20 protein-coding genes are annotated in these 23,455 nt (G+C 37.8%); 3 read left to right on the top strand and 17 right to left on the bottom strand.

The window, feature by feature from the left end:
- Positions 1-11: 11 nt before the first annotated feature.
- The 9 genes from AA0017_RS01370 to AA0017_RS01330 all read right to left on the bottom strand — a co-directional run bounded on the left by AA0017_RS01370 (position 12) and on the right by AA0017_RS01330 (position 9,843).
- Positions 12-1,601 carry a response regulator transcription factor gene (locus tag AA0017_RS01370; RefSeq protein ID WP_413378791.1) on the bottom strand — a complete coding sequence of 530 codons (1,590 nt, stop codon included), beginning with the start codon at positions 1,599-1,601 and terminating at the stop codon, positions 12-14.
- Positions 1,582-3,375: a cache domain-containing sensor histidine kinase gene (locus AA0017_RS01365; protein WP_413378789.1), complete on the bottom strand. Its 1,794-nt coding sequence runs from the start codon at positions 3,373-3,375 to the stop codon at positions 1,582-1,584. Before AA0017_RS01365 ends, AA0017_RS01370 begins: the two co-directional genes overlap by 20 nt.
- Before the next feature lie 155 nt (positions 3,376-3,530).
- A complete protein-coding gene (locus AA0017_RS01360; protein WP_413378787.1) occupies positions 3,531-5,369 on the bottom strand; it encodes a glycoside hydrolase family 32 protein in 1,839 nt (612 codons plus the stop codon).
- 377 nt (positions 5,370-5,746) lie between these two features.
- Entirely contained in the window at positions 5,747-6,733 is a 987-nt protein-coding gene (locus AA0017_RS01355) for a LacI family DNA-binding transcriptional regulator (protein WP_413378785.1), read from the bottom strand.
- Between the two features lie 75 nt (positions 6,734-6,808).
- On the bottom strand, positions 6,809-7,336 hold the full coding sequence (locus AA0017_RS01350) for an N-acetyltransferase family protein (RefSeq protein ID WP_413378782.1): 528 nt from the start codon (positions 7,334-7,336) through the stop codon (positions 6,809-6,811).
- Positions 7,337-7,498: 162 nt separating this feature from the next.
- Positions 7,499-7,960, bottom strand: a complete 462-nt coding sequence (locus tag AA0017_RS01345) for an MFS transporter (protein ID WP_413378780.1) — start codon at positions 7,958-7,960, stop codon at positions 7,499-7,501.
- Positions 7,930-8,178, bottom strand: a complete 249-nt coding sequence (locus AA0017_RS01340) for a hypothetical protein (protein ID WP_413378778.1) — start codon at positions 8,176-8,178, stop codon at positions 7,930-7,932. Before AA0017_RS01340 ends, AA0017_RS01345 begins: the two co-directional genes overlap by 31 nt.
- Positions 8,179-8,191: 13 nt before the next feature.
- Complete coding sequence (locus tag AA0017_RS01335; RefSeq protein ID WP_413378776.1) at positions 8,192-9,385, bottom strand: hypothetical protein; 1,194 nt, start codon at positions 9,383-9,385, stop codon at positions 8,192-8,194.
- The gene (locus tag AA0017_RS01330) at positions 9,385-9,843 is read right to left on the bottom strand and encodes an RNA polymerase sigma factor (protein WP_413378775.1); all 459 of its coding nucleotides are present in this window, start codon (positions 9,841-9,843) and stop codon (positions 9,385-9,387) included. Before AA0017_RS01330 ends, AA0017_RS01335 begins: the two co-directional genes overlap by 1 nt.
- Before the next feature lie 269 nt (positions 9,844-10,112).
- Between AA0017_RS01330 and AA0017_RS01325 the strand changes: the two genes are divergently transcribed.
- On the top strand, positions 10,113-10,955 hold the full coding sequence (locus AA0017_RS01325; RefSeq protein ID WP_413378773.1) for an aldo/keto reductase: 843 nt from the start codon (positions 10,113-10,115) through the stop codon (positions 10,953-10,955).
- A gap of 159 nt (positions 10,956-11,114) precedes the next feature.
- Here AA0017_RS01325 and AA0017_RS01320 read toward each other — a convergent pair whose 3' ends face one another.
- Positions 11,115-14,198 (bottom strand): efflux RND transporter permease subunit, encoded by a 3,084-nt coding sequence (locus tag AA0017_RS01320; protein WP_413378771.1) that lies wholly within the window; start codon positions 14,196-14,198, stop codon positions 11,115-11,117.
- A 103-nt stretch (positions 14,199-14,301) separates the two neighbouring features.
- Between AA0017_RS01320 and AA0017_RS01315 the strand changes: the two genes are divergently transcribed.
- Positions 14,302-15,138, top strand: coding sequence for a TetR/AcrR family transcriptional regulator (locus tag AA0017_RS01315; RefSeq protein WP_413378769.1), 837 nt, complete (start codon positions 14,302-14,304; stop codon positions 15,136-15,138).
- 485 nt (positions 15,139-15,623) lie between these two features.
- On the top strand, positions 15,624-15,866 hold the full coding sequence (locus AA0017_RS01310) for a DUF3006 domain-containing protein (protein ID WP_413378767.1): 243 nt from the start codon (positions 15,624-15,626) through the stop codon (positions 15,864-15,866).
- Positions 15,867-15,910: 44 nt separating this feature from the next.
- Here the strand turns inward: AA0017_RS01310 and AA0017_RS01305 are convergent, their stop codons facing one another.
- From AA0017_RS01305 to hutH, 7 genes are all read right to left on the bottom strand, one after another.
- On the bottom strand, positions 15,911-16,558 hold the full coding sequence (locus tag AA0017_RS01305) for a DUF421 domain-containing protein (RefSeq protein WP_413378765.1): 648 nt from the start codon (positions 16,556-16,558) through the stop codon (positions 15,911-15,913).
- 29 nt (positions 16,559-16,587) lie between these two features.
- Entirely contained in the window at positions 16,588-17,016 is a 429-nt protein-coding gene (locus tag AA0017_RS01300; protein WP_413378763.1) for a stage V sporulation protein AB, read from the bottom strand.
- Complete coding sequence (locus AA0017_RS01295; RefSeq protein ID WP_413378761.1) at positions 17,013-17,621, bottom strand: stage V sporulation protein AA; 609 nt, start codon at positions 17,619-17,621, stop codon at positions 17,013-17,015. The genes AA0017_RS01300 and AA0017_RS01295 overlap by 4 nt, the downstream gene beginning before the upstream one ends.
- Positions 17,622-17,790: 169 nt before the next feature.
- On the bottom strand, positions 17,791-18,783 hold the full coding sequence (locus AA0017_RS01290; RefSeq protein WP_413378759.1) for an agmatinase family protein: 993 nt from the start codon (positions 18,781-18,783) through the stop codon (positions 17,791-17,793).
- A complete protein-coding gene (hutI, locus tag AA0017_RS01285; RefSeq protein ID WP_413378757.1) occupies positions 18,780-20,057 on the bottom strand; it encodes an imidazolonepropionase in 1,278 nt (425 codons plus the stop codon). Before hutI ends, AA0017_RS01290 begins: the two co-directional genes overlap by 4 nt.
- A gap of 24 nt (positions 20,058-20,081) precedes the next feature.
- Positions 20,082-21,746 carry a urocanate hydratase gene (gene hutU / locus AA0017_RS01280; RefSeq protein WP_413378755.1) on the bottom strand — a complete coding sequence of 555 codons (1,665 nt, stop codon included), beginning with the start codon at positions 21,744-21,746 and terminating at the stop codon, positions 20,082-20,084.
- Between the two features lie 28 nt (positions 21,747-21,774).
- Positions 21,775-23,301, bottom strand: coding sequence for a histidine ammonia-lyase (gene hutH / locus AA0017_RS01275; protein WP_413378753.1), 1,527 nt, complete (start codon positions 23,299-23,301; stop codon positions 21,775-21,777).
- Positions 23,302-23,455: the final 154 nt, after the last annotated feature.

Here is a 23,455-nt window from a genome sequence, read left to right as displayed (position 1 = left end):
AATACCCCTCCTTATCCCCGCTGTTCATTAGCTTGACGAAATTCAACAGGAGTTTGTTGAAAATACTTTTTAAAAACCGTGCTAAAGTATCCAGAATTAGAAAAGCCAACTAAGTTCGCCACATCAATAATTTTTAACTGTCTCTCTTTAAGAAAGGTTTGGGCTTTTTCCATCCTTACTTTTGTTAAATAATCACTAAAGTTTTCACCGACTTGATTTTTAAAAAGCTCTGATAAATAAGCACTATTTATATGAAACATTTCTGATAAACTGCTTAATGTAATTTCTGAACCATAATGCTCGTCCATATATTGTCTGACACTTTCGACAATGACTCTACCGTTGGAATACCTAGCCGAACGGATTTTATCGATAATTTCTTGGGCAAGCGTCATCAAATAATCCATTACCTTTTGTCTCGCATTCAACTCCCATATCCTTTGTTGGCAATTCCAAAGTAAGTTTTTTATTTCTTGAGATTCAATATCATATTTTTTCGCTATCGAGCCCAATAAAAATAAAGTACGATTGGCAATAAACGAAAAAGACCAAATCGAATGTTTTGACGACTTCGTAAAGAGATGGTCGAGGTTTTTTTGGAAAGCCTCAACATTCAATGCTTCAATTGAATTAATTAATTTTTTCTCAAAATCGGCTGATACATCAACAATTTCCTTCTCAATTTTAGTAGCATGAATGACCTGGGATGGGGCTTCAAATTGACTTTGACTCCAAGCAAGCACACTTGAAATATAACTTGATTTAAATTGTTCCAATCCTTCACCTCGGTGACCAATCCCCACTGCTGTTTCCAGCTTTAACAACTGATTAACCGATTTTTGGATTCGTTGAATGACTGACTCTAGATTTATGCTGTCTTGCTCATTCACTAGCACAAGAAAATGAACGATGTTCCGATAACTAGGGTTAATAAAAGAATAAACCCCGTTTACTTCATGGGCCAATTCTTTACAAACTAACTGAAAGGGGTACCAAAGTTCGTTCGCACGTTCTTCTCTGCCCCGGGCATCACGTAATTCAACCGTTAAAAACTGAAAAGAGGATGTCGTTATTTCTTCTAAATGCAAATGTCTCAATCGCTCTTTTATTAGATTGGTTTGTAACCATTCGTCTTTCACAAGGTACAGAAGGTATTGATCCTGTACTTCTTGTAAATGTGAATGAGCGAGACGATTGATACTTTCATATTGCTGTAGCTTCTCTTTTTCTTCTTTTATTTCCTTCGCGATCATCTGGAGCACTTCTACTAATTCATCTGGAGCAACAGGTTTTAACAAATAGTCACGTACCCCTGCCTTCATCGATGTCTTAACATATTCAAAATCAGAATAACCAGATAAGACAACTACTTTGATCTCCGGGTAGGTTTCGTGACAAATTCGAGCCAATTCTACCCCATCCATCATCGGCATTCTCATATCGGTAATAATTAAATCAATCTGAACACATTTGAGTTGTTCCAAAGCTTCTTTCCCATTAGAAGCTTCTGCAATAATTTCAAAGCCTTGTTTTCGCCAATCGACCTTCATTTTTAAGCCTTTTCTAATTTGAACCTCATCATCAACGAGTAAAACGTTCATCCCTATCCCCCCTTGTTAAAGTAATCTCCAAAGTAATTGTCGTACCATGCCCTTCTTCTGACACAATTTCATAAGCAAAGTGTTGACCGTAATATAATTTTAACCGTTCTAAAACATTCCTCAGCCCAATACTTTGGCCTTTTGTCTCCAGCACACTCACGGACTGATACCCGCTCTCAAGTTGAGTCATAGCTTCCACTAACTCTTGTTTCATTCCGATCCCTTTATCTTCAACGGTAATTAAGAGCTTATCATTAGAACGCTTTGTTTGAATAAAAATTTCTGCTTGATTCTTTTCAATAAAACTATATTTAACCGCATTTTCTACTAAAGGCTGGAGAATAAACCTCAGAATAGGAACCTCTTTTGTGTGAGGGTCCTCATCAATAGTAACCAACAATTGCTCCTCATATCGAAGCATTAAAATTTTTGTATAACTACGGATATAGTTCATTTCTTCCCCTAAAGTGACAACAATACTTTTTGTATCTAGTGAATACCTCATCATCTTCCCTAAATAGCTACTAACATTAATAACCTCTTCATTTTTTCCTTGAGCCGATAGACCACCGATAATCTCGAGTGTATTATTCATAAAATGAGGATTAATTTGTAACAAAAGAGCTTTATATTCCGCTCCTTTCCTACGAATATTTGCTTCATACTCTGTGTCAATTAATCGCTTCAATTCATTGACAGTATGATCAAAAACATCAATTAAATAAGCAACTTCATTGTTTTTAGTCTGAATCGTCGGCATATATTTTTGTGCCCCAATAAAATCTCCTTTTTCGATAAATTTCATCGCACCCGCTAGTTTCCCTAATGGACTAACAATCGTTGATGATAATAAATAGGAGGCAACAATCGTGACAATAAATAAAAGTCCGCTAACGATAAATAAGTTTCTTTGAAGTTGATTCACTTCTTTAAATAAATCCGTTTCTTTTACCTCACTTATGAGCACCCAATCTCCTACGGGTAGCTTTTTGAAAAATAAAAAGACTTCATCCCCTTCCCGTTCCACTTCCACTAGACCTTGACTTGAGTTCATTTGATTTAATTGGTTCATAATGTTCGGCGTCATATGTTTTGGAAGCTTTCTATCTATAGGAAGTAAGCTTTCACCCTTTGTATTAACTAAATAGGCCTGACCATTTTCACCGATCCTCACTTGCTGAATGGCGTCTTCTAATAAGCGAGTAGGAAAATTTACTTTGATAACACCACTTGTTATAAATGTATGAAGATCAAATAAAGGCAATATATAACTATTCACTGGTTCATCACGCATCTCTAGACCAGGTTGATCGACATCATAATGATAGCCAATAAACATATCTTTTCTAATTCCCTCTTGCAACCACTCAATCTCTTCTGATTCATGCTCAACCCATATTCCTTTTCCGTCCTCTAACACAACCGTTACTGACATTCCATGAGAATTATTAATAATAATCGAAGTTAAAAGGGCTCTAAGCTCGTTTCTTAATAATCGTGTATCTGAATCATCAGAGCCACTATCACGTTCAGCTCGTAACCAATCCTGTGTCGTTTGATTAATTAAAATTTGTTTCCCTAAATCCTCCGCTTGTGTCGTGACAGAATCTACATAGAGAGCATATTGTTCCAACATTTCAAACGTTAAATCCTCTGTTTGATTTTTAATCACTGTCATAAACCAAGATGGCACGACAATCGATAAAATAACAAAAGGCACCGTTAACAGTCCGGTAAAAATAAGAAATAATCGATTTCTTAATGAAAAAAACACCTGTTCCGCCTCCAAACATTCAAAAGAAAACCCTTTCATTAATGTACAGGAAAATATACAACAACAACAAGCTCTCTTTTGAAAAAGGTCAGAGAACCAATGATTAGTGAACCGCCCAAAATGATTGGGCGGAGCACCTTTTTATTTCTCGTTTTTTACTCAACCACTCGAATCGTCATTCGACTTTCCACCTGCTCCTTGGAATCAGTCACTCGAATGGAAGTTGAACCAACTGCTTTTGCTTTAAGCCATTTTTCCCCGTTTTCCGTTATCACTTCTAAAAGATCAGGATCTTCAACTATCCAATTTAATTCATCGGCTTCCATCTCTAACCAGTCAGGTTTAATTAAAGCATCTACAAATGCCGTTCCATTAAGTGCAATTTCCAAATGTTCATTGCTTAAAACAAGACGTTCCATTTCTCCATCATCTGGCCTCTCTCTCCAAACAGATTTCAGGTGATAGGAACTCCATTCACTCACATGAACTTCTCCTCCTTTTGTATACAATTCAATATTTTGATTGGTCGGAGTCGTATAAATTAAATTCGTAAATACCTGTTCACCATCATTGATAAAAATTTCTACGGATGATTCATCTACAAAACCATGAATTTTTATTTCGCCACGGCCAATATCGTAATCTTGTTCAAATCTTGCCCCAAACGAAAACAACTCGCCATTTCGATCCGTCAATTCACTTAACCCTGAATTCGTCCGATCGAGGAAGACTTTTTCATCCCTTAAATTTATTCCTATAACCGTTTCTTCATTATGCCCTTGTCTTAAACGAATTCCAAACTCATCTAAATCATCCCACTCCATGATCGTTTCAAATTCATAAGTAGTGCCTTGAAATTCAAGTAAATGTTCATCTAATATATCAAAAGGTTCTAATTGAAATTCAGAAGCTCTTAATGATTCTAATTCTTTAATTGGTTCTTGAACGAGTTGAATGAGTCCATTTTCCATTGTTTTTAAAGAAAGCTGACGTGGAATCGACATCGAGCCTATCCAAGGGTCGGTCGGTGATTGATAAGGATATCTCCAATTCGCCATCCACCCTAGCCAAATATGGCGACCATCTTTATCTGGAATACCTGAAAAGCTTTGGGCGGCATAAAAATCTTGTCCAAAGTCGGTAATAAGAACCGTTTCTGGATCTTGTTCATGAATAAATTGAGTACCATCAAATTCTCCAATAAAATATTGAGCCGTCGAACCATTCGTCTCCTCGTTATCACCTACACTAACATGGAGTACCCATTTTTGATTTTCTTCATCCCCATCAACAGGTAAACGAAATAAATCTGGGCATTCCCAAACCGCAACATGTGAACCATGACCTTCACCAAATTCGCTCTGATATTCCCAATCGATTAAATTATCTGAGTTATAAAACGTAACACTTTTATCTGTTGAGACGACCATAACCCACTTTGCTGATTCATCATGCCAAAATACTTTCGGATCGCGGAAATCCTTTATCCCAGGATTTTCAATAACCGGATTCCCTTCATAACGCTCCCACGTTCGCCCATTATCTTTGCTGTAAGCAATGCCTTGTGCCTCACCACCAGCTGTACTTGTGTATATCGCAACCATCCCAGCTTTTCCATCAAAAAAACCAGTCGTATCATTCCAATCAATGACAGCACTACCGGATAAGGCTTGACCTAAAATATCATGGTCTAAAGCAATATCCATGTGCTCCCAATGTACTAAATCTGGACTACTGGCATGTGCCCACATTCCATTTTTTTGGTGAAAAAGATGATATTCTCCCTCAAAAAAAATTAAGCCATTTGGATCCGCTAAATTACCTACTGGAGTTGAAAAATGAAATTGAGGACGATAAGTTTCTGTATAATAATCACTTTGTGCCTCATGTTCTATTTTCACATTTGCTGCACCTCCATTTAAAATTTGGTAACCAACTAAACTTAACAATAAAATAGCCAATCCAAACACTACTAACAGTCTTCGCTTAATCACAATAAAACAACCCCTTCCTGCTCTCCCATTTAATGCTGTTTCTCTTCTTCTCATAATCTACCTATTCTATTTTAGAGCTAGTTTATGTTAAACGGTTTCATATGTCAATCGAATGACATAAAAAGTCCTTTTCAAGCGCCCCATAAAATCTAATTTGAGGCGGAAATTACTTTAACTGTACTTAATCGCACTCTAATTTGGTCATTTCAATTTTTTCATTACCTATCTCCTCTGATTCGAACCGCAATTTACCACTCTCCCCATTTTCATGACTATTTCTACTAATCTTCTCATTTGATACATACTATACGACTATTCTTGCCAAACAAAAAAGCCAGCAACTTAGTTTAGTTACTGGCAAGTTAAAGGATACTGTCTTAAGTCGTTTCCCCCATTTTTATCGTAATTGGGAGCCTCGTCTCAGAGCTTAACTCACTTTGGTCCTTTTCCTCGATCATTTCTATTAATTTGAATATTGCCGTTTCAGCTATTTGTTCAATCGGCTGTTGCACGGTTGTTAATTGTGGTAAAAACGTTTGCAAAGCTTCTGTTCCATCGTAACCAACCACTTTTAACTCGTTTGGAATTTCAATATTTCGAAGACGGGCCTCACGTATAACAGATGCCGCTAACATATCATCACTTGCAAATACGCCATCTACATTTGGATATGTATTAAACAATTGCTCAATGACACGTTGTTGATTTTGTTTATTTAAAACCTCATTCACTTCTAATGTTTTTGGACTAATCCCATTTTTAAACATTACTTCCTCATACGCTTTTTTTCGTAAATTGGCAGGGGTATTTAACGAAGTCGGTCCATGTAGATGAATGATCTCCTTACAACCTTTTTCAAGTAACAAAGTTGTAGCTGCTTCACCTCCTGCATAATTATCTGAGCCGACAACCGGAATCTGTTCAGATAAATAATGGTCAATCGCCACAACTGGGTGACTTAATTTTCGTTCATTAAACACTCCGCGATTATAAGAAACAACAATCATTCCATCCACTTGGTTTCTCAATAACATGTCCCAATACTTCATTTCTTTATCTTCACGATTTGAACTATTACAGATCATCACTTTAAAACCTTTGGAATCACATATATTTTCCAAATGAAAAGCAAGCTCTCCAAAAAAGGGATTGCTCGTGGTTGGGACTATAAGACCAATCAAATTCGTGCGTTGATTATATAAAGAACGCGCTAAATCATTTGGAACATAATCTAGTTCCTCCATCGCACGGTGAACAAGCTTTTTTGTTTTTTCACTTAAATAGCCACGATTATTTAGTACTCTTGAAACAGTTGTAGGAGAAACTCCTGCAACTTTGGCAACATCACTTATTTTTGGTTTCAATATTCTTACTCCATTCTCTGAGGCAAGTTTTACAAAAAATAGTATCATGTTCTTAGGTTCCCGTCCATTTTTCAGTCACTCTACTTGTTCAAATATTTTTATATCTTCCCACCCATAGACGATTTCATCTAATTTTTTTCCCGCAATTTCGATTTGTACACAATCAATTTCTTCTGCTCCTAATTTTTTATAAAAATGTCGAGAATCGTTTTCAGCAAGGACAAGTGTAATCATGGAATACATTTCTTGCACCTTTAATGAATGGCACACATGACGTATTAATTCACGCCCTAGCCCGAATTTTTGAAACTCTTCTAACACGTACATAGAATAAAGTTCCCCCGTATATCCATGATACTTGCCACTTCTTTCCCTGCCACCATTTGCAAATCCAACAATGGTACCGACATTATTTTCTGCGACATAGACCATCTCACTAAGCATTATTTGTTCCCATCTTCTTTCACGCTGTTCATAGGAAAGTGTATCCAAAAAAACATCTGGAATAATTCCTGCATAAGTAGAACGCCAACTGTCAACATGGACTTTTGCAATTCCCTTTGCATCTTCTAAAACCGCTTGCCTTACGTGCAACGTGATCACTCCTTTATTTTTGATGTAAATAGGCTTTGTTCCTAAAATATAGTTCGATAAGGTGTTCCTAAAACCCTACTTACAATAATAAGAAAGAGATAGCCTCTATGGAATAAATTTCAACCAAAAAATATACACTACCCAATTTGAGTAGTGCATTTTTCCATTCATTTATACGGCTTTTTCAATAAGTTTTTCTGATTTTGGTTGCTTCGATTTATTTAAATAAAAGGCCAGACAAGCAGAGATTACGAGCAAACCTCCACTCACGATAAAAGCCGTCTGTACACTCGTCATTTGAATGAGCAGAGTTCCTAATGCAGGGGAAACAAACACGGTCATACTAAGCATGGATTGAAAGATCCCAGCAATTCGACTAACTTCCTTTTCATGAGGTTCTGTTTGAATCGTATAATTTGAAATAATCATCGAGATTCCTCCACCAACCCCTGCTACCAATCCCAACAAAACAGGGATAATAACTAAGGAATTATAAGGTAAGAAACCAAAACCGCCAAAAGCAATCCCGATAAGTAAAATCGATACACCAACCAAAATAATTTTTTCGTTAAAATGTTTAAATCGATTTAAAATGATCATCGTTACAATCGAGCCAAATCCAACACTTGCCAAATGTATCCGAAGATAATCATCACAGCAAGCATATCAAACCATTGACCTACAATCGAGATCCCGTAAGAGGCAAATAACCTGGAATAACCTGGAATATCCCACAACGTATCTAGACGGTTTGAATTTGATTGAATCATTTGTAACAGCCTATCTTCTTTTGCTTCTTTCCTTAACTCTTCGGCATGTAACTTAGCTAATTCAATTGATTGAATCCACATATTCATCCATCCTTTATAGAGTTAATTCACCAATATTATCAAGAATCTTATCATCACTTTCTTTTTGGGGTTCTCTTATCTCACCTTTAAATGTATTGATTTTCTTCTGTAAATGAGCTTTAAGCTTTGAGGTCGAAATTTCGATATCTCCTAATAATTCAATCTTTGAAATCGAATCAAGTAACGTAAAATCATTTAAATCTCCTTCTATTTTCCAACTGTCCGTTACGATTAAGGTTGTACTCGGCTCTAGAAACTGAAAATCTTCTTCACTCCAAATTTCGTCGCCAATCATTCTTATTTCCTCTCCAAAAACATAAACTTCTGTTTCAAATTGTTTAAGTCTTTCATAAACGAGATCCTCAATTTCTTGATGACAAATGATATAGGAGCTAGAATCAATCGAATCAAAAGCAGAAATAAATGCATCTCTCGTAACATCTTTATCTAATATAAGTGGTTTTGTCGCCAAGATGGATTGCTGCTTAAATCGTTTGATCGAACGATTGTTTAAACGTAGCTCCTTTGTCATTAATTGATAGTCAGATGGGATAACGATCGTCTTTCCTATCACCATTGCTTTTTTAGAGAAATCCATTTCCTGATTTTCTAAAACATAGGCAACTCCTGTAATATCGATTCGATCGATTTTTTCATTGAATAAATCTAAATCTAACTGTTTATCTAAGGTTAATTTTCCGCTAACAATCAAGGTTTCATTTTCACTCAAAGACTGTAAATAAGCATTCGTAAGGTTTAATTTTCCGACATGTGGAATAGGCCGACTTCCTTTATATTCAAAAACAGCACCGGATAGCTTCGTAATGACGCTCTGTACGGCTCCTTTTAACTTACTTGGAGTGTAAATCGCACCACTTACAACAAATGAGCTCCTACATTCTCTCAACATCTCCATCGTTACATCGTCACGCACTATTAAGGCACCACTTACAATCACCGTTACAGGTTCTTTTATATTTTCTAAATAACTGGCATCTAAATCAAACATTCCACTAGAATACTTAATTTCTCCATCTACTAAGATAGAGCCTCCTAGATTACCAATATTAAGTTTTGAAACATATTTCGCTGTTTCGGATGAATAAAGAATCATTCCGACATTAGACACTCTCTCAATTCCATTAATACTCTCCTCTGTTGCATTGACAATATTCAGTAAACCTATGTTTCCAATGATTTGTCCCATTATAATTCCTCCTCAAAGTAACCTCTTAATGTTTGGATGGCTTTTGCTAGCTGATACCGAACTGTTGCAGGCGGCTTTCCTAATTGTTTAGCGATTTCTGTACTTGTTAACCCAAGCCAATATCGTTTAAATACAATATCACTTTCATTTCTAGGCAATCTTTTTAATAAATCAACCATCTCTAAATGAGTAATCCCAACAGTCGAAAAAGCAGGTTCAAATCCATCTTCCCATTCCGTTTCTCTTTTTCTTTTTCGCCTGTCATCAATTAATCGATTTTTCATAACACGGTAAAACCAAGCCTTTTGTTTGTGTATGGGCCAATCAACCAACTCTTCTTGAGCTAATGCTTTTTCAAGAGCATCTTGAATCAAATCGTTCCCTTCCTGTTCATGACTGGCTATGGAATAGGCAAAACGCTTTAAATCCTCCTTCAATTGTTCGTATACTTCCATCATTTTATCTTCTCCCCATACCAGTTCTTTTGCCTTTAGTTTATCAGCTTTCATATAGATAACGGATGATGAGGTAAAAGTGTTGGGAAATTTATTATTTTCTTTTCAAAAAACATAAAGTTTTCACGCCATACATAAAGGGAATCATCCTAGATATCAAGTTTAAGAGGTGATGAAGATGCCAAGGGATACAGAAGTGCCAAGCTGTTTACTTTCTATTAAATTGAAAATTATGATAAAATCATAGCATTAAAAAGATAGGAGTGTTGAACATGGCAAATAGCGTTCCAACTTTTAAATTAAATGATGGACTTGAAATACCTGCAGTTGGATTAGGAACATATAATTTAAAAGGAAATAGCGGAGTTGAATCCATTTTAACAGGGCTTGAAGCCGGTTATCGTTTGCTTGATTCAGCCTATAATTATGAAAATGAAGGCACCGTTGGCGAAGCCGTTCGACGCACCCATCTTATGCGAGAAGAACTATTTATTACTTCAAAGCTACCAGGTCGTTATCAAGAATATGATCTTGCTGTTACGACCGTACAAGAATCATTGTACAGGGCTGGGCTTAATTATTATGATTTATATTTAATTCATTGGCCAAATCCAAAACAAAATAAATATGTAGAAGCTTGGCAAGCACTCATTGATTTAAAAAAATCTGGCCTTATTCGTTCCATCGGTGTTTGTAACTTCCTACCTGAGCACATTGAGCGTCTCGAACAAGAAACAGGCGTCAAACCAAGTCTTAATCAAATTGAGTTACATCCTTATTTTAATCAAAAAGAGCAAAGAGAATGGCATCTAAAAAATGAGGTTCAAACACAATCATGGAGCCCCCTGAGTCGAGCGAATGCCCTTTTTCAGGAAGAGACTCTTTTAAACCTTGCAGCTGAATATAAGAAATCACCTTCACAAATCATTCTTCGTTGGCATTATCAGCTTGGCTCTATCGCAATACCTAAGTCTGCAAATCGAGAGCGACAACTTGAAAATATCTCAATCTTTGACTTTTCGTTAACTGAAGCAGATATGATCGCTATGGCTCAATTAACTAAAAAAGATGGGAGAATGAAAAACCAAGATCCAGCCGTTTATGAAGAATTTTAAATAACAGTCCAAGTAGTAACTCCATATTACCACTGAGCAAAAATTCTATACTATTAAAGATAGGAGAAAAATCATTATATATGAAGGCAATTTCCCCTTACACCTCATTAAAAAAGCCTGACGAAGTGGTTAAATCCCACTCCATCAGGCTTTTCTTTATTAATTTTCCATAACTTCTTTACGGTTTTTCTTAAATAGTTTCGATAATATTTCATAAACAATTGGCACTACAATTAAGGTTAAGAGTGTTGAACTCGCAAGTCCACCAATGACTGTAATAGCAAGACCTTTTGAAATCAATCCGCCACCACCAGCACCAACTGCTAGTGGAACTAAAGCCCCCATCGTAGCAATGGCTGTCATTAAAATTGGACGAAGACGAGTCGCACCAGCCTCTAAAACAGCTTCACGCATTGTTAAACCATCACGTTCCATATGAATGATTCGATCCACCAATACGATTGCATTCGTTACGACGATACCGATTAACATCAGGAGCCCCATCATAACCGGTACCGAAATCGTTTCACCAGCAATGAGTAACCCAACAAATGAGCCGATAATCGCAAATGGTAACGAAAAGAGAATCGCAAATGGAGCTACCCCTTCACCAAATGTCACAACAAGGATAAAGTAGACAATCGCAATCGCCGCAAGCATCGCGATTCCAAGCTGAGTAAATGTCTCTTCCATATCAGCTGTTACACCAGCAACACCAACCGTAACACCAGATGGTAATTCTAACTCATCAATCGCTTTCTCTACTTCTGACGTTGCTTTTGTAATGTCATCATCAAGAAGCTTCCCTGAAACTGTTGCATAGTACTCGCCTTGACTCCTTGCTAAAGCATTTAACGTTGTTCCTTCTTCAACGGTTACTAACTCAGAAAGTGACATCGTTGTTCCGAGTGCTGTTGGAATTTCAATTTCAAGCATCTCATCAATTGAATTCGGTTGTTCCACTTCTTCTTTTTGAACAATGACTTCGAGCGTACGACCATCTTGATCAATTGTTGTTAAAACTTCGGTCGAATGATCGTTCATAAGCATCATCACAATTTGTCCGGTTGTTAAACCATATTGAAGCAATTCTTGTTGTTCTACTTTAAAGACATGTTCCACATAAGCATCTTCCGCACTTGATGAAACATCTTCTAATCCATCATTTTCCTTCATGATATCTTCTACTAAATAAACTGCTTCGTTAAGTTTATCTAAATCCTCACTGTAGAACGTATAACTAACTTCATTTGTATTCATGCCCATTCCAGCGAAGTCTTGGCTCTTCCACTCACCCGATTGATCAATCGTAAAGACATAGTCTTGAATTTCTTCACGGACCTCCGGGAAATCTTTCATGTCAGGGTCAAACGTGATAAACATGAGAGCACCACCTGCTCCGCCACCCATCATGGCCGCCATCATATCATCGCTATTATTCATCGAAAATTGAAGAATTTCAATATCACTGCGTTTTAATAATTCCTGTTCCACTTCATCAATATTTTCTAACGTTTCATCTAATAACTCACCTGCAGCAGGTGTATACGTTAAATACATGACTTTTTCTTCTTCACTACCTAAAAAGCTAAAGCCAATAAGTGGAGTTAAAGCTAAACTTCCAGCTAAAAGAGCAACGGAAATGACGGACGTAATGATTTTGTGATTTAACGTCCACTCGAGAACTCCTTTATACCAGTTCGCAATCTTGCCTACCTCTTTATGTTGACTTTCCGTCTTCTCACCATATAATTTCTTTTTAAATAAAACATGAGATAGAGCAGGCACAATTGTAACCGCAACAATTAAAGAAGCGACTAAAGCAAAAGTCATCGTCAGGGCAAATGGCATAAAGAGTTCGCCCACCATTCCACCTACAAAAACAAGTGGGGCAAACACCGCTACCGTAACAAGTGTTGACGATAAGATTGGTTTAAACATCTCAATCGTTGCTTCACGGACAAGTGCTCGTCCCGATAACTTCTCTTCTTTTAAATGAAGACGTCGATATATGTTTTCCACAACAACGATGGAGTCATCAATAACACGACCAATCGCAACCGTAATCGCACCAAGGGTCATAATATTTAATGTAATGTCCATCCAATTTAATACAAGTAACGCCATAAAAAGAGAAACTGGAATGGAAACAATCGAAATAATCGTTGATTTGAAATCACGTAAAAACAGCAAAATAATTAATACTGCGATTAAACCACCAAATAACGCTTTTTCGACCATCGTAAAAACAGAATCCTCAATTGGGGTTGCTTGGTCTAATGAAATATCAACGATGAGACCATCAATTGCTGCTAATTCTTCATCCACCAATTCTTTCACACGATTCACCACATCAACTGTGTTATCTTGTTGACCTTTTACGATTTGAATCGCTATTGCATCTTCCCCATTTGTACGAGAAACGGATTGAACTTTACCAACTACTTCAATATCAGCAATGTCTCCAAGCTGAACAAATGGGATTGGACTTTCTTCCGTTGGAGTAACTGGAATAAGCATTTCTTCCAATTCCGTCATCGTCATGAACTTCCCATCAACGGCAACCGCTTGTTCACCTTCTTCAAATTCATAAAGGCCTAATGAAACAGCAAGATCACTTGCTTGAATCATTTGTTTCACATCTTCTTCTGTTAAGCCAAAAGAAGCCATTGCAGCCTCATCATACGTAAGCTCAATTTCTTCAATATGCTGACCAGAAATCGTTGCTGATGCAACTCCCGCAATTTTTTCGATTTTTGGAAGTAAATTATCTTCCACGGTTTGTGTTAATTCAACAATATCCTCTGTTGAACTACTAACACTTAACGCGACAACCGGCATCATATTCATACTAAGTGCTGTAATTTGTGGTTCATGAGCACCATCTGGCAATTGCACATTACTTAAAGCCGATTCAAGTTGACGTTTTTTCTCATCCATATCAACGCCATATTCATATTCCACTTGCACATTCGCCATATTAGAATACGAATTAGAGAAAACCGCTTTTACATCATCTAAATTCTCAATAGCCTTCTCTAGTGGAACGGAAACATCCTCCATCACTTGTTCAGGAGTCGCACCTGGATAAACATCCATAACCATCAAAAAAGGGATTGAAATGTCAGGAAGAGTTTCCATTTTCATTTTAGTACTTGAATAAATCCCAGAAACGATGATAATTATGGTTAGTAACCAAACAGCTAATTTGTTTTTTAATACAAAATTGACTAAACTTTGCATAACACACCTACCCTTTATTCTCTATATAAATCTATTTATAGATATTAATGACCATCCAGTCATTTGTCAATCAAAAACTTTCACCCTGAGGGAGAATCCTTATATGAACAAAAAGAAATTAATTATGGAAAAAGCACTGGAATTATTTGCTGAAAAGGGATTTGATTCCACATCTGTTCAACAAATAACCGATTATTGTGGAATATCAAAAGGAGCTTTTTACTTATCTTTTAAATCAAAAGACGAACTCATTATCGCGATAATCGAACATTTCACAAAGGAAATCCTATTCGATATTGACCAATCAGTCAAACAACAAACTAATAACGATCAGGTCATTTATGATTTTTATATCACAACTTTAAAATCATTAAATAAACATGCAGATTTCACGAAAATTTTAGCCAAGGAACCCTCTCACGCCTTCAATCAAGAACTAATCGTCATTTTGGAAAGATTCGATCGGGTCTTGAAAGAAATTATTAGTACCGTTTTAGTTCGTGCTTATAGAGCTCAAATCGAACATTCAAAGTTCGATTTAATTTATTGTGTCAATGGATTTATCAGTATGTATTCAAGATTATTTCTTTATTACCGGATCCCCATTGACTTAGAAGCTTTAGCAAACTCCTTAGTAGAAAAAACGGAAATTTTAGCCAAACATGTTCAAGTTCCTTTTCTCACCTTTGATCTCGACCAATTTTTTAAAGATAAAGGAAATGTCGAAGTGACACCTGAACAATTAGCCACCTTAATTGAACAAAAGAAAACGATTATGGATGACTCTATTGAAAAAGAATCTCTATCCTTGTTACAAGAACAATTAATGGAACAAAACCTATACTCAAAAGCCATTATTAAAGGATTATGCGAAAACATTCGCCTTCACCCTGAGTGTAAAGATCTCTTCTATTTACTCCGTATTTATTTTGATTTTTAACTATAAAGCAAGAGGCTAGTACAAAACAAAAAGGGTTTAACCGAGAATGCAAACAAGACACAACCTTAGCGGAGGAAATATACGTAGACTCATGCAGGAGCAAAGGCGAAGCCACTGAAAAACGGTCTACTCGTTAAAATAGGGTTCCATTAGTTAGCTATACTCCGCCAGCTCCATACCCACAGCAATAGCGGGTGAACTGGGAGCCTCCTCTCTCACGCTTGAGGGGTCTCCCGTGTTTCACTTCTCCCGCAGAAGCCCCTCGGCATTCCGCTCGCTTCGTTTTGGTATAAAGGAAAAACAGTTGAAGCCATAATTGATCATCTAATCTTCTCTGGTTCTTATAGAACTATTCGATATAAAACAATAAATGGTTTCATTTTTTTATGTTTTATTAAAAATTCAAACCATTGAACAATCAAGCAAAGATTAGGATAATAATAAGAAAGATACATTTTGAGAATTATGTAAAAGGAGCGATTCTGATGAAAGAAAAAGCCGTGTTAGATCGTATAGAAGATCATTATGCCGTTTTATTAGTAGGTAACAGTGAAGAAGAAACAACTATCGAAAAATCTCTGCTTCCCCCCGGTTCTACAGAAGGTACATGGTTTAATATAGAGCTCTCTGGAAAAGAGATACTAAAGATTACTATAGACCTAAAAGAAGCAGAAGAAGTTCAAAAAAGAATTCGTTCTAAAATGGCTATGTTAAAAAGGAAAAAATAATCATATAAAAGGGACATTTCATGATACATGCTCAAATCTATTTTTTACAAATGCATGTGGCTATCTTTTGGTTGAACAAACAAATTCCCATCAGAAAAGCTACAGTAGAAAATCCCTTTTTCATTTTTAAAACCTTGTTTTTGTAATTCATTTAGGAGCCATTTTTCGTTCTTTTCCATAATTTCTAAATGGGCATGTTGAATCACTTCATCCATAATAAAAGGAAGTGTAAACATAGAAGTAGCATCTTTCTTAAAAACGGAAAGAGTACCTGAAGTTTCTAAGATCGCGTACTCCACTTCTTGAATATCGGCAACATCCTTCTCACGTAATTGTAAGAGAATATCATCGAGATTATATCCTTGTTTTTTCATGTTGTCCTCAACTAGACGACCTTTTTTAATGATTATAGTGGGTTTCCCATCAATAAAATCTCGAACACGTTGCTGGCTTACTTGTAGTTTGGATAGGAAAACCTGTATAAAAGTTAGAAGCGCAATTGGCAATAGCCCTTTAAATAACGGTAACTCTGGTTTTTCAATAATACTCGCTGATAATTCAGCAACCATTAAGGAAACAATAATATCCAATACACTAATCTCACCTAAATCTTTTTTTCCAGAAAGACGAAAAAAAATAAACACCGCTATAAACATGATGATTGTGCGTAAAGAAATGATAAAAATGTCCATAACCAGACCTCCTAAATCATTGTTCGCTCTCAACTATGAGGGCTAATTATAAGCCAAAAGAGTAAAGAGGCTGCAACCTTACCAATAATAATCGCCGATAAAAGCCACATGACTCTATCTACCATACCAAGCCTTTTTGCTAATAATGGAAGAACATTTAAAACTTCTGTTAAGGCTGCAGCAAGCATACCTACAAACATTCCAGAAAACAGTCCAAAAATTATCGTTGTGACGGTTGGCAAATCAAAGTGAAGGTCTAATTGGGCAAATAATGTCCAGCTAACAGAACCTAATACAACCGCCCATTGATAGGAATGGACATATCGATAAGTTCTCGTCATTTTCATTAATCGTTGGATTACCCCAAGAAATGTTAGAAAAGCAACGGTTCCAGCACCCAATACGAGGCCTTCTGAAAACCCTGTGATAATTAAAAGGGCCCCTTCAAGAAGCGTCATTTCTTTTCATCCTTTCGCCCCTCCATCACCGTAAATAAATCTAAATTTTGCTGATAATTAAACATTTCTACTTCAAGTGGACTCGGTTCGTTATTGAATTTCTTTTTAAAGACACGGTTAAAAAATAAAATCATACCTAGACCAAGCCCTAAAGAATAGGGTATCTGAAGAATAAAAGGATGTTCACTTTCAGATGAAGTGAGGATGTGGTAAATTTTTTGGTGAGCTGCGAGCATATTAACATCTTCATGGAAGTGCATAATCGCAAGACCCGAACCAAAAAATAACAGGAGCCAAACAAAACTTACTAATACGAGATGAGGAGTTTTGGATGCATAATCAATTTCTAGAATCGCCTGATTTTCACCAAGGTTATTGATGTCTAAATCAGGGACTCGCTTCTTAATAAATCGAATCACTTGTAAAATATCAATCATGACAAGCCTCCCATCTGTTTGTGATATTTGATAGATAGGAATACCATATAGCTGCTCTTCTAAATCAGGCGGAAGAATACACTGGGCTACATCATTTAAAAAAACTCGTTGGTTAGGTTTCACTTTGACACGATGATGCAAGCGAATGTAGACGATTTTTTTACTCATGTCAGTCCCCTCCAGTCTTCATCTTATGTTGAATTGAACTTAGTATATGGAGGTGTTAAGGAAATATACGAAGCGATAAGTGTGCGAACCGACTCTGACTTTACTTCGTTCACAAAAAAAACGGAGCCAGCTACATTCACGCGGACTCCGTCTCGATACGACACCTAATTTAAAGTTCTCTTTGCTTATACCCAGTCAAAAATGAAAGCATGACATGGACACCTGTTTTTACGGTCGCTCCAGCAATATCCTTCTGTGGATCTAAACAGACGATATCCATTGCACAGACTTTTTGATGTTGCCCAGCGATTTGTACGGCTTCCAGTAACTCATGAATATACATACCACCTGGAGTTGACACCGGAGCACCTGGAGCGACACTAATATCGAGCACATCCATATCAACCGTTACATAGATTTTATCTACTTTTTCATTCAATTCATCTAACGCTTGTTGGACGATTTTTTCGATGCCTACTTTTCTAGTTTGTTTCATCGTAAAATATTGGAGCCCGACCTCATCTGCATATTGTTTTAACGAACGAGCATTAAAAAAACCATGCAATCCGATGTTATAAACATCTTTGCCTTGCACTGTTTGACTTTCAATGAGCTGACGAATTGGCGTACCATTCGCAGGTCCGAGTTCCTTCGTATCACGCAAATCAAAATGAGTATCAAATTGCAAGATTCCTATTCTTTCATTGCGGTGAACATCCTTATAGCCTTTTACGAGCATCGCCGTGATTGAATGGTCACCTCCAACGATAATCGGCAGCGCTTGAGAATGATGCGTTTGAATTGCCTTCATCGCTTCTCGAACGTTTTCGTGACAAACCGAAATATCTGTTACATGTTCACGAACATCGCCTAGATCAACAATGTTCAATGTTGATAAATCAAGGTCTTCATCAAGATTGTATGTCGTAAAGGACTTCCATGCTCTCCTAAAAGCTTCTGGATTTTCACTTGCAGAGGAAGCGGAAATTGAGGAGCGAGAAAGTGGCACTCCAAGAATGACCGCATCATAGGCCGACCATTTCTCCTTATTTTCCACATCAACTTGTTCGATCCATTCATGGACTTTACGTTCATCGAGTTCACGATTCGTATGATAATAAAAAGGAGGCCGATTTAACATCGGATACGGGTATGCCTTCATACGATTCTCCCTTCTTGAACGACAAGGTTTCCTCCTTTAATCACTTTGCTCGTATGGTTGACTCCATAATGATATTGAAGTTGCATATAATTAGGTACATTTAATACAACTAAGTCTGCTTTTTTACCTACTTCAATACTGCCAACCTCATTTGCACGATTAATGGCGTGAGCAGCGTTTATCGTTGTCGCCGTGATCACCTCAGCTGGCGTCATCCCCATTTTTAAACAGCCCAAGTTCATAATAAGTGGAAGCGATACAGATGGTGATGATCCTGGATTACAATCTGTGGAAAGAGCAACAGGAACGCCTGTATCAATCATTTTCCGACCGTTAGCTGACTCGGCCATTAAGAAAAAAGCCGTTCCAGGTAATAACACTCCGATGACCCCTTTTTCAGCCATTTTTTGCATGCCTTCATCAGAAGCTTTTAATAAATGGTCAGCCGAGACTGCCCCCACTTCTGCTGCTAACTCGGCCCCACGATATGGTTCAATCTCATCGGCATGAATTTTCGGGAGCAATTCATGTTTGAGCCCAGCCTCTAGAATTCTTTTTGATTGTTCAGGAGTAAAAACACCGTGCTCACAAAAGACATCATTAAATTCAGCTAGCTTTCGTTCCGCTACTTTCGGTATCATTTCTTCAATTACTAGGTCAACAAAAGCTTCTGGATTTTCCTTATATGCAGCGGGAACAGCATGGGCGCCCATAAACGTACGAACAATATCGATACAATGGGCTTCATTTAATTGCTTGGCCACCTCAAGCTGTTTTAATTCGTGCTCGAGTGATAAACCGTAACCACTTTTGGCTTCAATCGTCGTCACCCCATGTAAGAGAAATTTATCTAAACGAGCCTTACTTTCGGTAAAAAGCTGTTCGGGAGTGGCTTCCCTTGTAGCAGATGTCGTGGCGTGAATTCCACCACCCGCGTTCATAATCTCCATATACGATTTTCCTTGTAAACGCATGTTAAATTCATTTTCTCGACTACCCGCATAAACGAGATGGGTATGCGGGTCCACAAATCCAGGAGCTACGACTTGACCACTAGCATCAATGACTTCAGCATCGTCTAAACGGTCTTGATACTTCGCCATTAATTCTGTATCAGTTCCTACGGCAACAATTTTGCCATTTTCAATCCAGACACTCCCACCTTTAATAATGTGTAAATCATTCATCGCCTCTTTTGTTGCCGGTTTCTCTGAATGACCTTTAATCGTTATTAATTCATTGGCATTTCTAATAAAAAGACTCTTTGAATTCATCGAACCACTCCTTCTCTTTTAAATTTATTTATCTAACATCGGCATCTTGATACCTTGATTTCGGGCCGTCTCTTTCGCTAATTCATAACCGGCATCCGCATGACGAACGACCCCCATACCAGGATCAGTTGTCAGCACGCGCTCAATTCTTGCTTCCGCTTCTTTTGTTCCATCGGCCACAATGACGACACCAGCATGCATCGAATAACCCATACCAACACCACCACCATGATGAACCGATACCCAAGTCGCTCCACCAACTGCATTGACCATTGCATTTAAAATCGGCCAATCAGCGACTACATCCGAACCATCTTTCATTCCTTCTGTTTCTCGGTTAGGTGAAGCAACAGAACCAGAATCTAAATGATCACGTCCAATGACAATCGGTGCTTTTAATTCCCCACTTGCGACCATATCATTGATAATTTTTCCAAACCTTGCCCGCTCGCCATATCCTAACCAACAAATACGTGATGGCAATCCTTGAAACTCGATTTTCTCTTGGGCCATTCGAATCCAGTTACATAAGTGCTCGTTATCAGCGAACTCTTTTAAAATCGCTTCATCTGTTTTATAAATATCCTCTGGCTCCCCTGATAAAGCCACCCAACGGAACGGACCTTTCCCTTCACAAAACTGAGGGCGAATATAAGCTGGCACAAAACCCGGAAAATCAAATGCGTTTGTTACCCCCTCGTCCTTGGCGACTTGGCGAATATTATTGCCATAATCAAACGTAATCGCCCCTTTTTCCTGCATTTCAAGCATTGCTTTTACATGAATAGCAATGGCTGCTTTTGAACGTTGGACGTATTCTTTTTCATCTGAATTTCTGAGGACTTCTGCTTCTTTTAGTGACATCCCAACAGGAATATAACCATTTAATGGGTCATGTGCCGATGTTTGATCGGTTAACACATCCGGAATAAATTGACGGCGAATCATTTCCGGCAGCATTTCTGCTGCATTCCCTAATAAACCAATCGATAGTGCACGACCTTCTCGCTTTGCTTCTTGGGCAAGTTGAATCGCTTCGTCTAAAGTTTTCGCTTTTACATCCGTATATCGCGTTTCAATCCGGCGATCAATTCGTGATTCATCGACCTCAATCCCGATTACGACTCCTTCATTCATGGTAACCGCTAATGGCTGGGCCCCTCCCATGCCACCAAGACCTGCCGTTACCGTTATCGTTCCTTTTAAAGACCCGTTAAAGCTTTGTTTCGCAAGCTCAGCAAATGTCTCATATGTTCCTTGGACGATTCCTTGTGAGCCAATATAAATCCAGCTACCTGCCGTCATTTGTCCATACATCATCAAACCTCTTTTATCTAACTCATGAAACGTTTCCCAATTTGCATAAGCCGGAACGATGTTTGAATTCGCTAGAAGTACACGTGGTGCATCTTTATGTGTTTTAAATACGACAACTGGTTTTCCTGATTGAATCAATAATGTTTCGTCTTCTTCCAGTTCTTTCAAACTCGCCACAATAGCATCAAAACTCTCCCAATTTCGAGCCGCCTTTCCAATCCCACCATAAACGACTAAATCCTCTGGACGTTCCGCCACATCCTTATCTAAATTATTCATGAGCATCCGTAGCACAGCCTCTTGCTGCCACCCTTTTGTATTCAATTCCGTTCCTCTATAACGTTGAATTTTCCCACTTTTTACTGAATCCATATCATATATCCTCCTCTATTTGGTCCTCTTAAACTTCTTTTTCCACTCGTTTTGTTAACTCATTGACCGTTTTACATGTTCCCTCTTTTAACCACAATTGCACTTTTTCAATATCCTTAGCAAAGACACGATCTTGTGTGATAGAAGGGCTTTGTTTTCTCCCTTGTTCGTAAAAACCTCTCGTTGCCATAGCCATTTGATCAACCCCACGGTATTCAACGGCTTGCATCGCACATATCGCCTCGATCGCCAGAACTCGTCTAGCATTGGTAATGACTTGGTAGGCATGCCTTGAACCTATCGTTCCCATACTGACATGATCCTCTTGATTAGCAGACGAAGGAATCGAGTCAACACTAGCAGGATGTGCTAATGTTTTATTTTCAGAGACAAGCGATGCCGCTGCATATTGCATAATCATCGCTCCTGATTGTAAGCCTGGTTCTGCACTTAAAAATGGGGGCAAATCATTTAATTGTGGATTGACCAATCTTTCAATCCGACGTTCTGAAATATTCGCTAATTCGGACATGGCAATCGCTAGAAAATCCATAGCAAAGGCAATTGGCTGTCCATGGAAGTTCCCACCCGATAACACCTTTTCGCCATTATCAAAAATAAGTGGGTTATCAGTAGCTGCATTCATTTCTATTTCTAATTTATCTTTTACATAACTCAATGTTTGCCAAGTTGCCCCGTGAACTTGTGGGATACAACGGATCGAGTAGGCATCTTGCACACGTAATTCACCTTGTTTTGTGATTAATTGACTGTCTTTTAAATGGGTTCGAATCCGAGCAGCCACCTCGATTTGCTCTCGATACCCTCTGGCTAAATGAATGTCTTGATCAAATGCATCAATAATTCCTTGTAAAGCTTCAATCGTTGTCGCTGCAATTAAATCAGCTTGCAAAGCTAATTTTTCAGCTTCTAAATAAGCCACAAGTCCCATCGCTGTCATTGCCTGAGTTCCATTGATTAACGCCAGACCTTCTTTGGCCGTTAATGAAATCGGGAAAATATTTTCTTTTGTTAAGGCTGTTAATGAATCGATTCGTTCCCCTTTATAAAACACTTCCCCCTCCCCAATAAGGACTAAAGCTAAATGAGAAAGCGGGGCGAGATCCCCACTCGCTCCAAGTGAACCTTGCTGTGGGATAACAGGATGGATTTTAGCGTTCACTAAGTCCAGCAATCGTTCAATGACGATTGGACGCACTCCTGAAAAGCCCTTTAATAAGGCATTGGCTCGAAGTAAAACCATCGCTCTTGAAACGACTTCTGGAAAAGGCTCCCCCATCCCGCAAGCATGTGACCGTATCAGGTTCAATTGCAATGTTTCGACATCATTTTTATCGATATACACATCGCTAAACTTACCAAATCCGGTTGTAATGCCATAAACGACTTTTTCTTCTGCTACGATTCTCTCAACAGCTTTCCTGCTTTCCATTACTTTTTTACGACTTTCATCAGAAAAACTTACTTGTTCTTTATCAAATAATACTCGTTTTACTTCATCAAAATTTAACGTTTGACCGTTTAAAATGACCATCTCAATTCTCTCCTTTTTATACGCTTTACCCAAGTAAAGTTAAAATAAAAAAGGGAACTATACCTAAAGAAGTTCCTAAAAAAACTTCTGAAGATATAGCCCCCTAATCGCTAAAATCACTATGGGCTATAGTGAAAAAGATCAGTGTTTGACA

It is taken from the genome of Alkalihalobacillus phoenicis (assembly GCF_047302405.1).
Lineage (GTDB): Bacteria > Bacillota > Bacilli > Bacillales > Bacillaceae_D > Alkalihalobacillus.
The sequence above is the reverse complement of the archived record's forward strand: the minus strand, read 5'-3'. Positions and strand labels throughout refer to the sequence as shown.

Bases quoted from the DNA above. Each gene is read 5' to 3' on its own strand.
- AA0017_RS01370 (WP_413378791.1), bottom strand. From the start codon at position 1,601: ATGAACGTTTTACTCGTTGATGATGAGGTTCAAATTAGAAAAGGCTTA.
- AA0017_RS01340 (WP_413378778.1), bottom strand. From the start codon at position 8,178: ATGTGGATTCAATCAATTGAATTAGCTAAGTTACATGCCGAAGAGTTA.
- AA0017_RS01335 (WP_413378776.1), bottom strand. From the start codon at position 9,385: ATGGGACAAATCATTGGAAACATAGGTTTACTGAATATTGTCAATGCA.
- AA0017_RS01330 (WP_413378775.1), bottom strand. From the start codon at position 9,843: ATGATGGAAGTATACGAACAATTGAAGGAGGATTTAAAGCGTTTTGCC.
- AA0017_RS01325 (WP_413378773.1), top strand. From the start codon at position 10,113: ATGGCAAATAGCGTTCCAACTTTTAAATTAAATGATGGACTTGAAATA.
- AA0017_RS01320 (WP_413378771.1), bottom strand. From the start codon at position 14,198: ATGCAAAGTTTAGTCAATTTTGTATTAAAAAACAAATTAGCTGTTTGG.
- AA0017_RS01315 (WP_413378769.1), top strand. From the start codon at position 14,302: ATGAACAAAAAGAAATTAATTATGGAAAAAGCACTGGAATTATTTGCT.
- AA0017_RS01310 (WP_413378767.1), top strand. From the start codon at position 15,624: ATGAAAGAAAAAGCCGTGTTAGATCGTATAGAAGATCATTATGCCGTT.
- AA0017_RS01305 (WP_413378765.1), bottom strand. From the start codon at position 16,558: ATGGACATTTTTATCATTTCTTTACGCACAATCATCATGTTTATAGCG.
- AA0017_RS01300 (WP_413378763.1), bottom strand. From the start codon at position 17,016: ATGACGCTTCTTGAAGGGGCCCTTTTAATTATCACAGGGTTTTCAGAA.
- AA0017_RS01295 (WP_413378761.1), bottom strand. From the start codon at position 17,621: ATGAGTAAAAAAATCGTCTACATTCGCTTGCATCATCGTGTCAAAGTG.
- AA0017_RS01290 (WP_413378759.1), bottom strand. From the start codon at position 18,783: ATGAAGGCATACCCGTATCCGATGTTAAATCGGCCTCCTTTTTATTAT.
- hutI (WP_413378757.1), bottom strand. From the start codon at position 20,057: ATGAATTCAAAGAGTCTTTTTATTAGAAATGCCAATGAATTAATAACG.
- hutU (WP_413378755.1), bottom strand. From the start codon at position 21,746: ATGGATTCAGTAAAAAGTGGGAAAATTCAACGTTATAGAGGAACGGAA.
- hutH (WP_413378753.1), bottom strand. From the start codon at position 23,301: ATGGTCATTTTAAACGGTCAAACGTTAAATTTTGATGAAGTAAAACGA.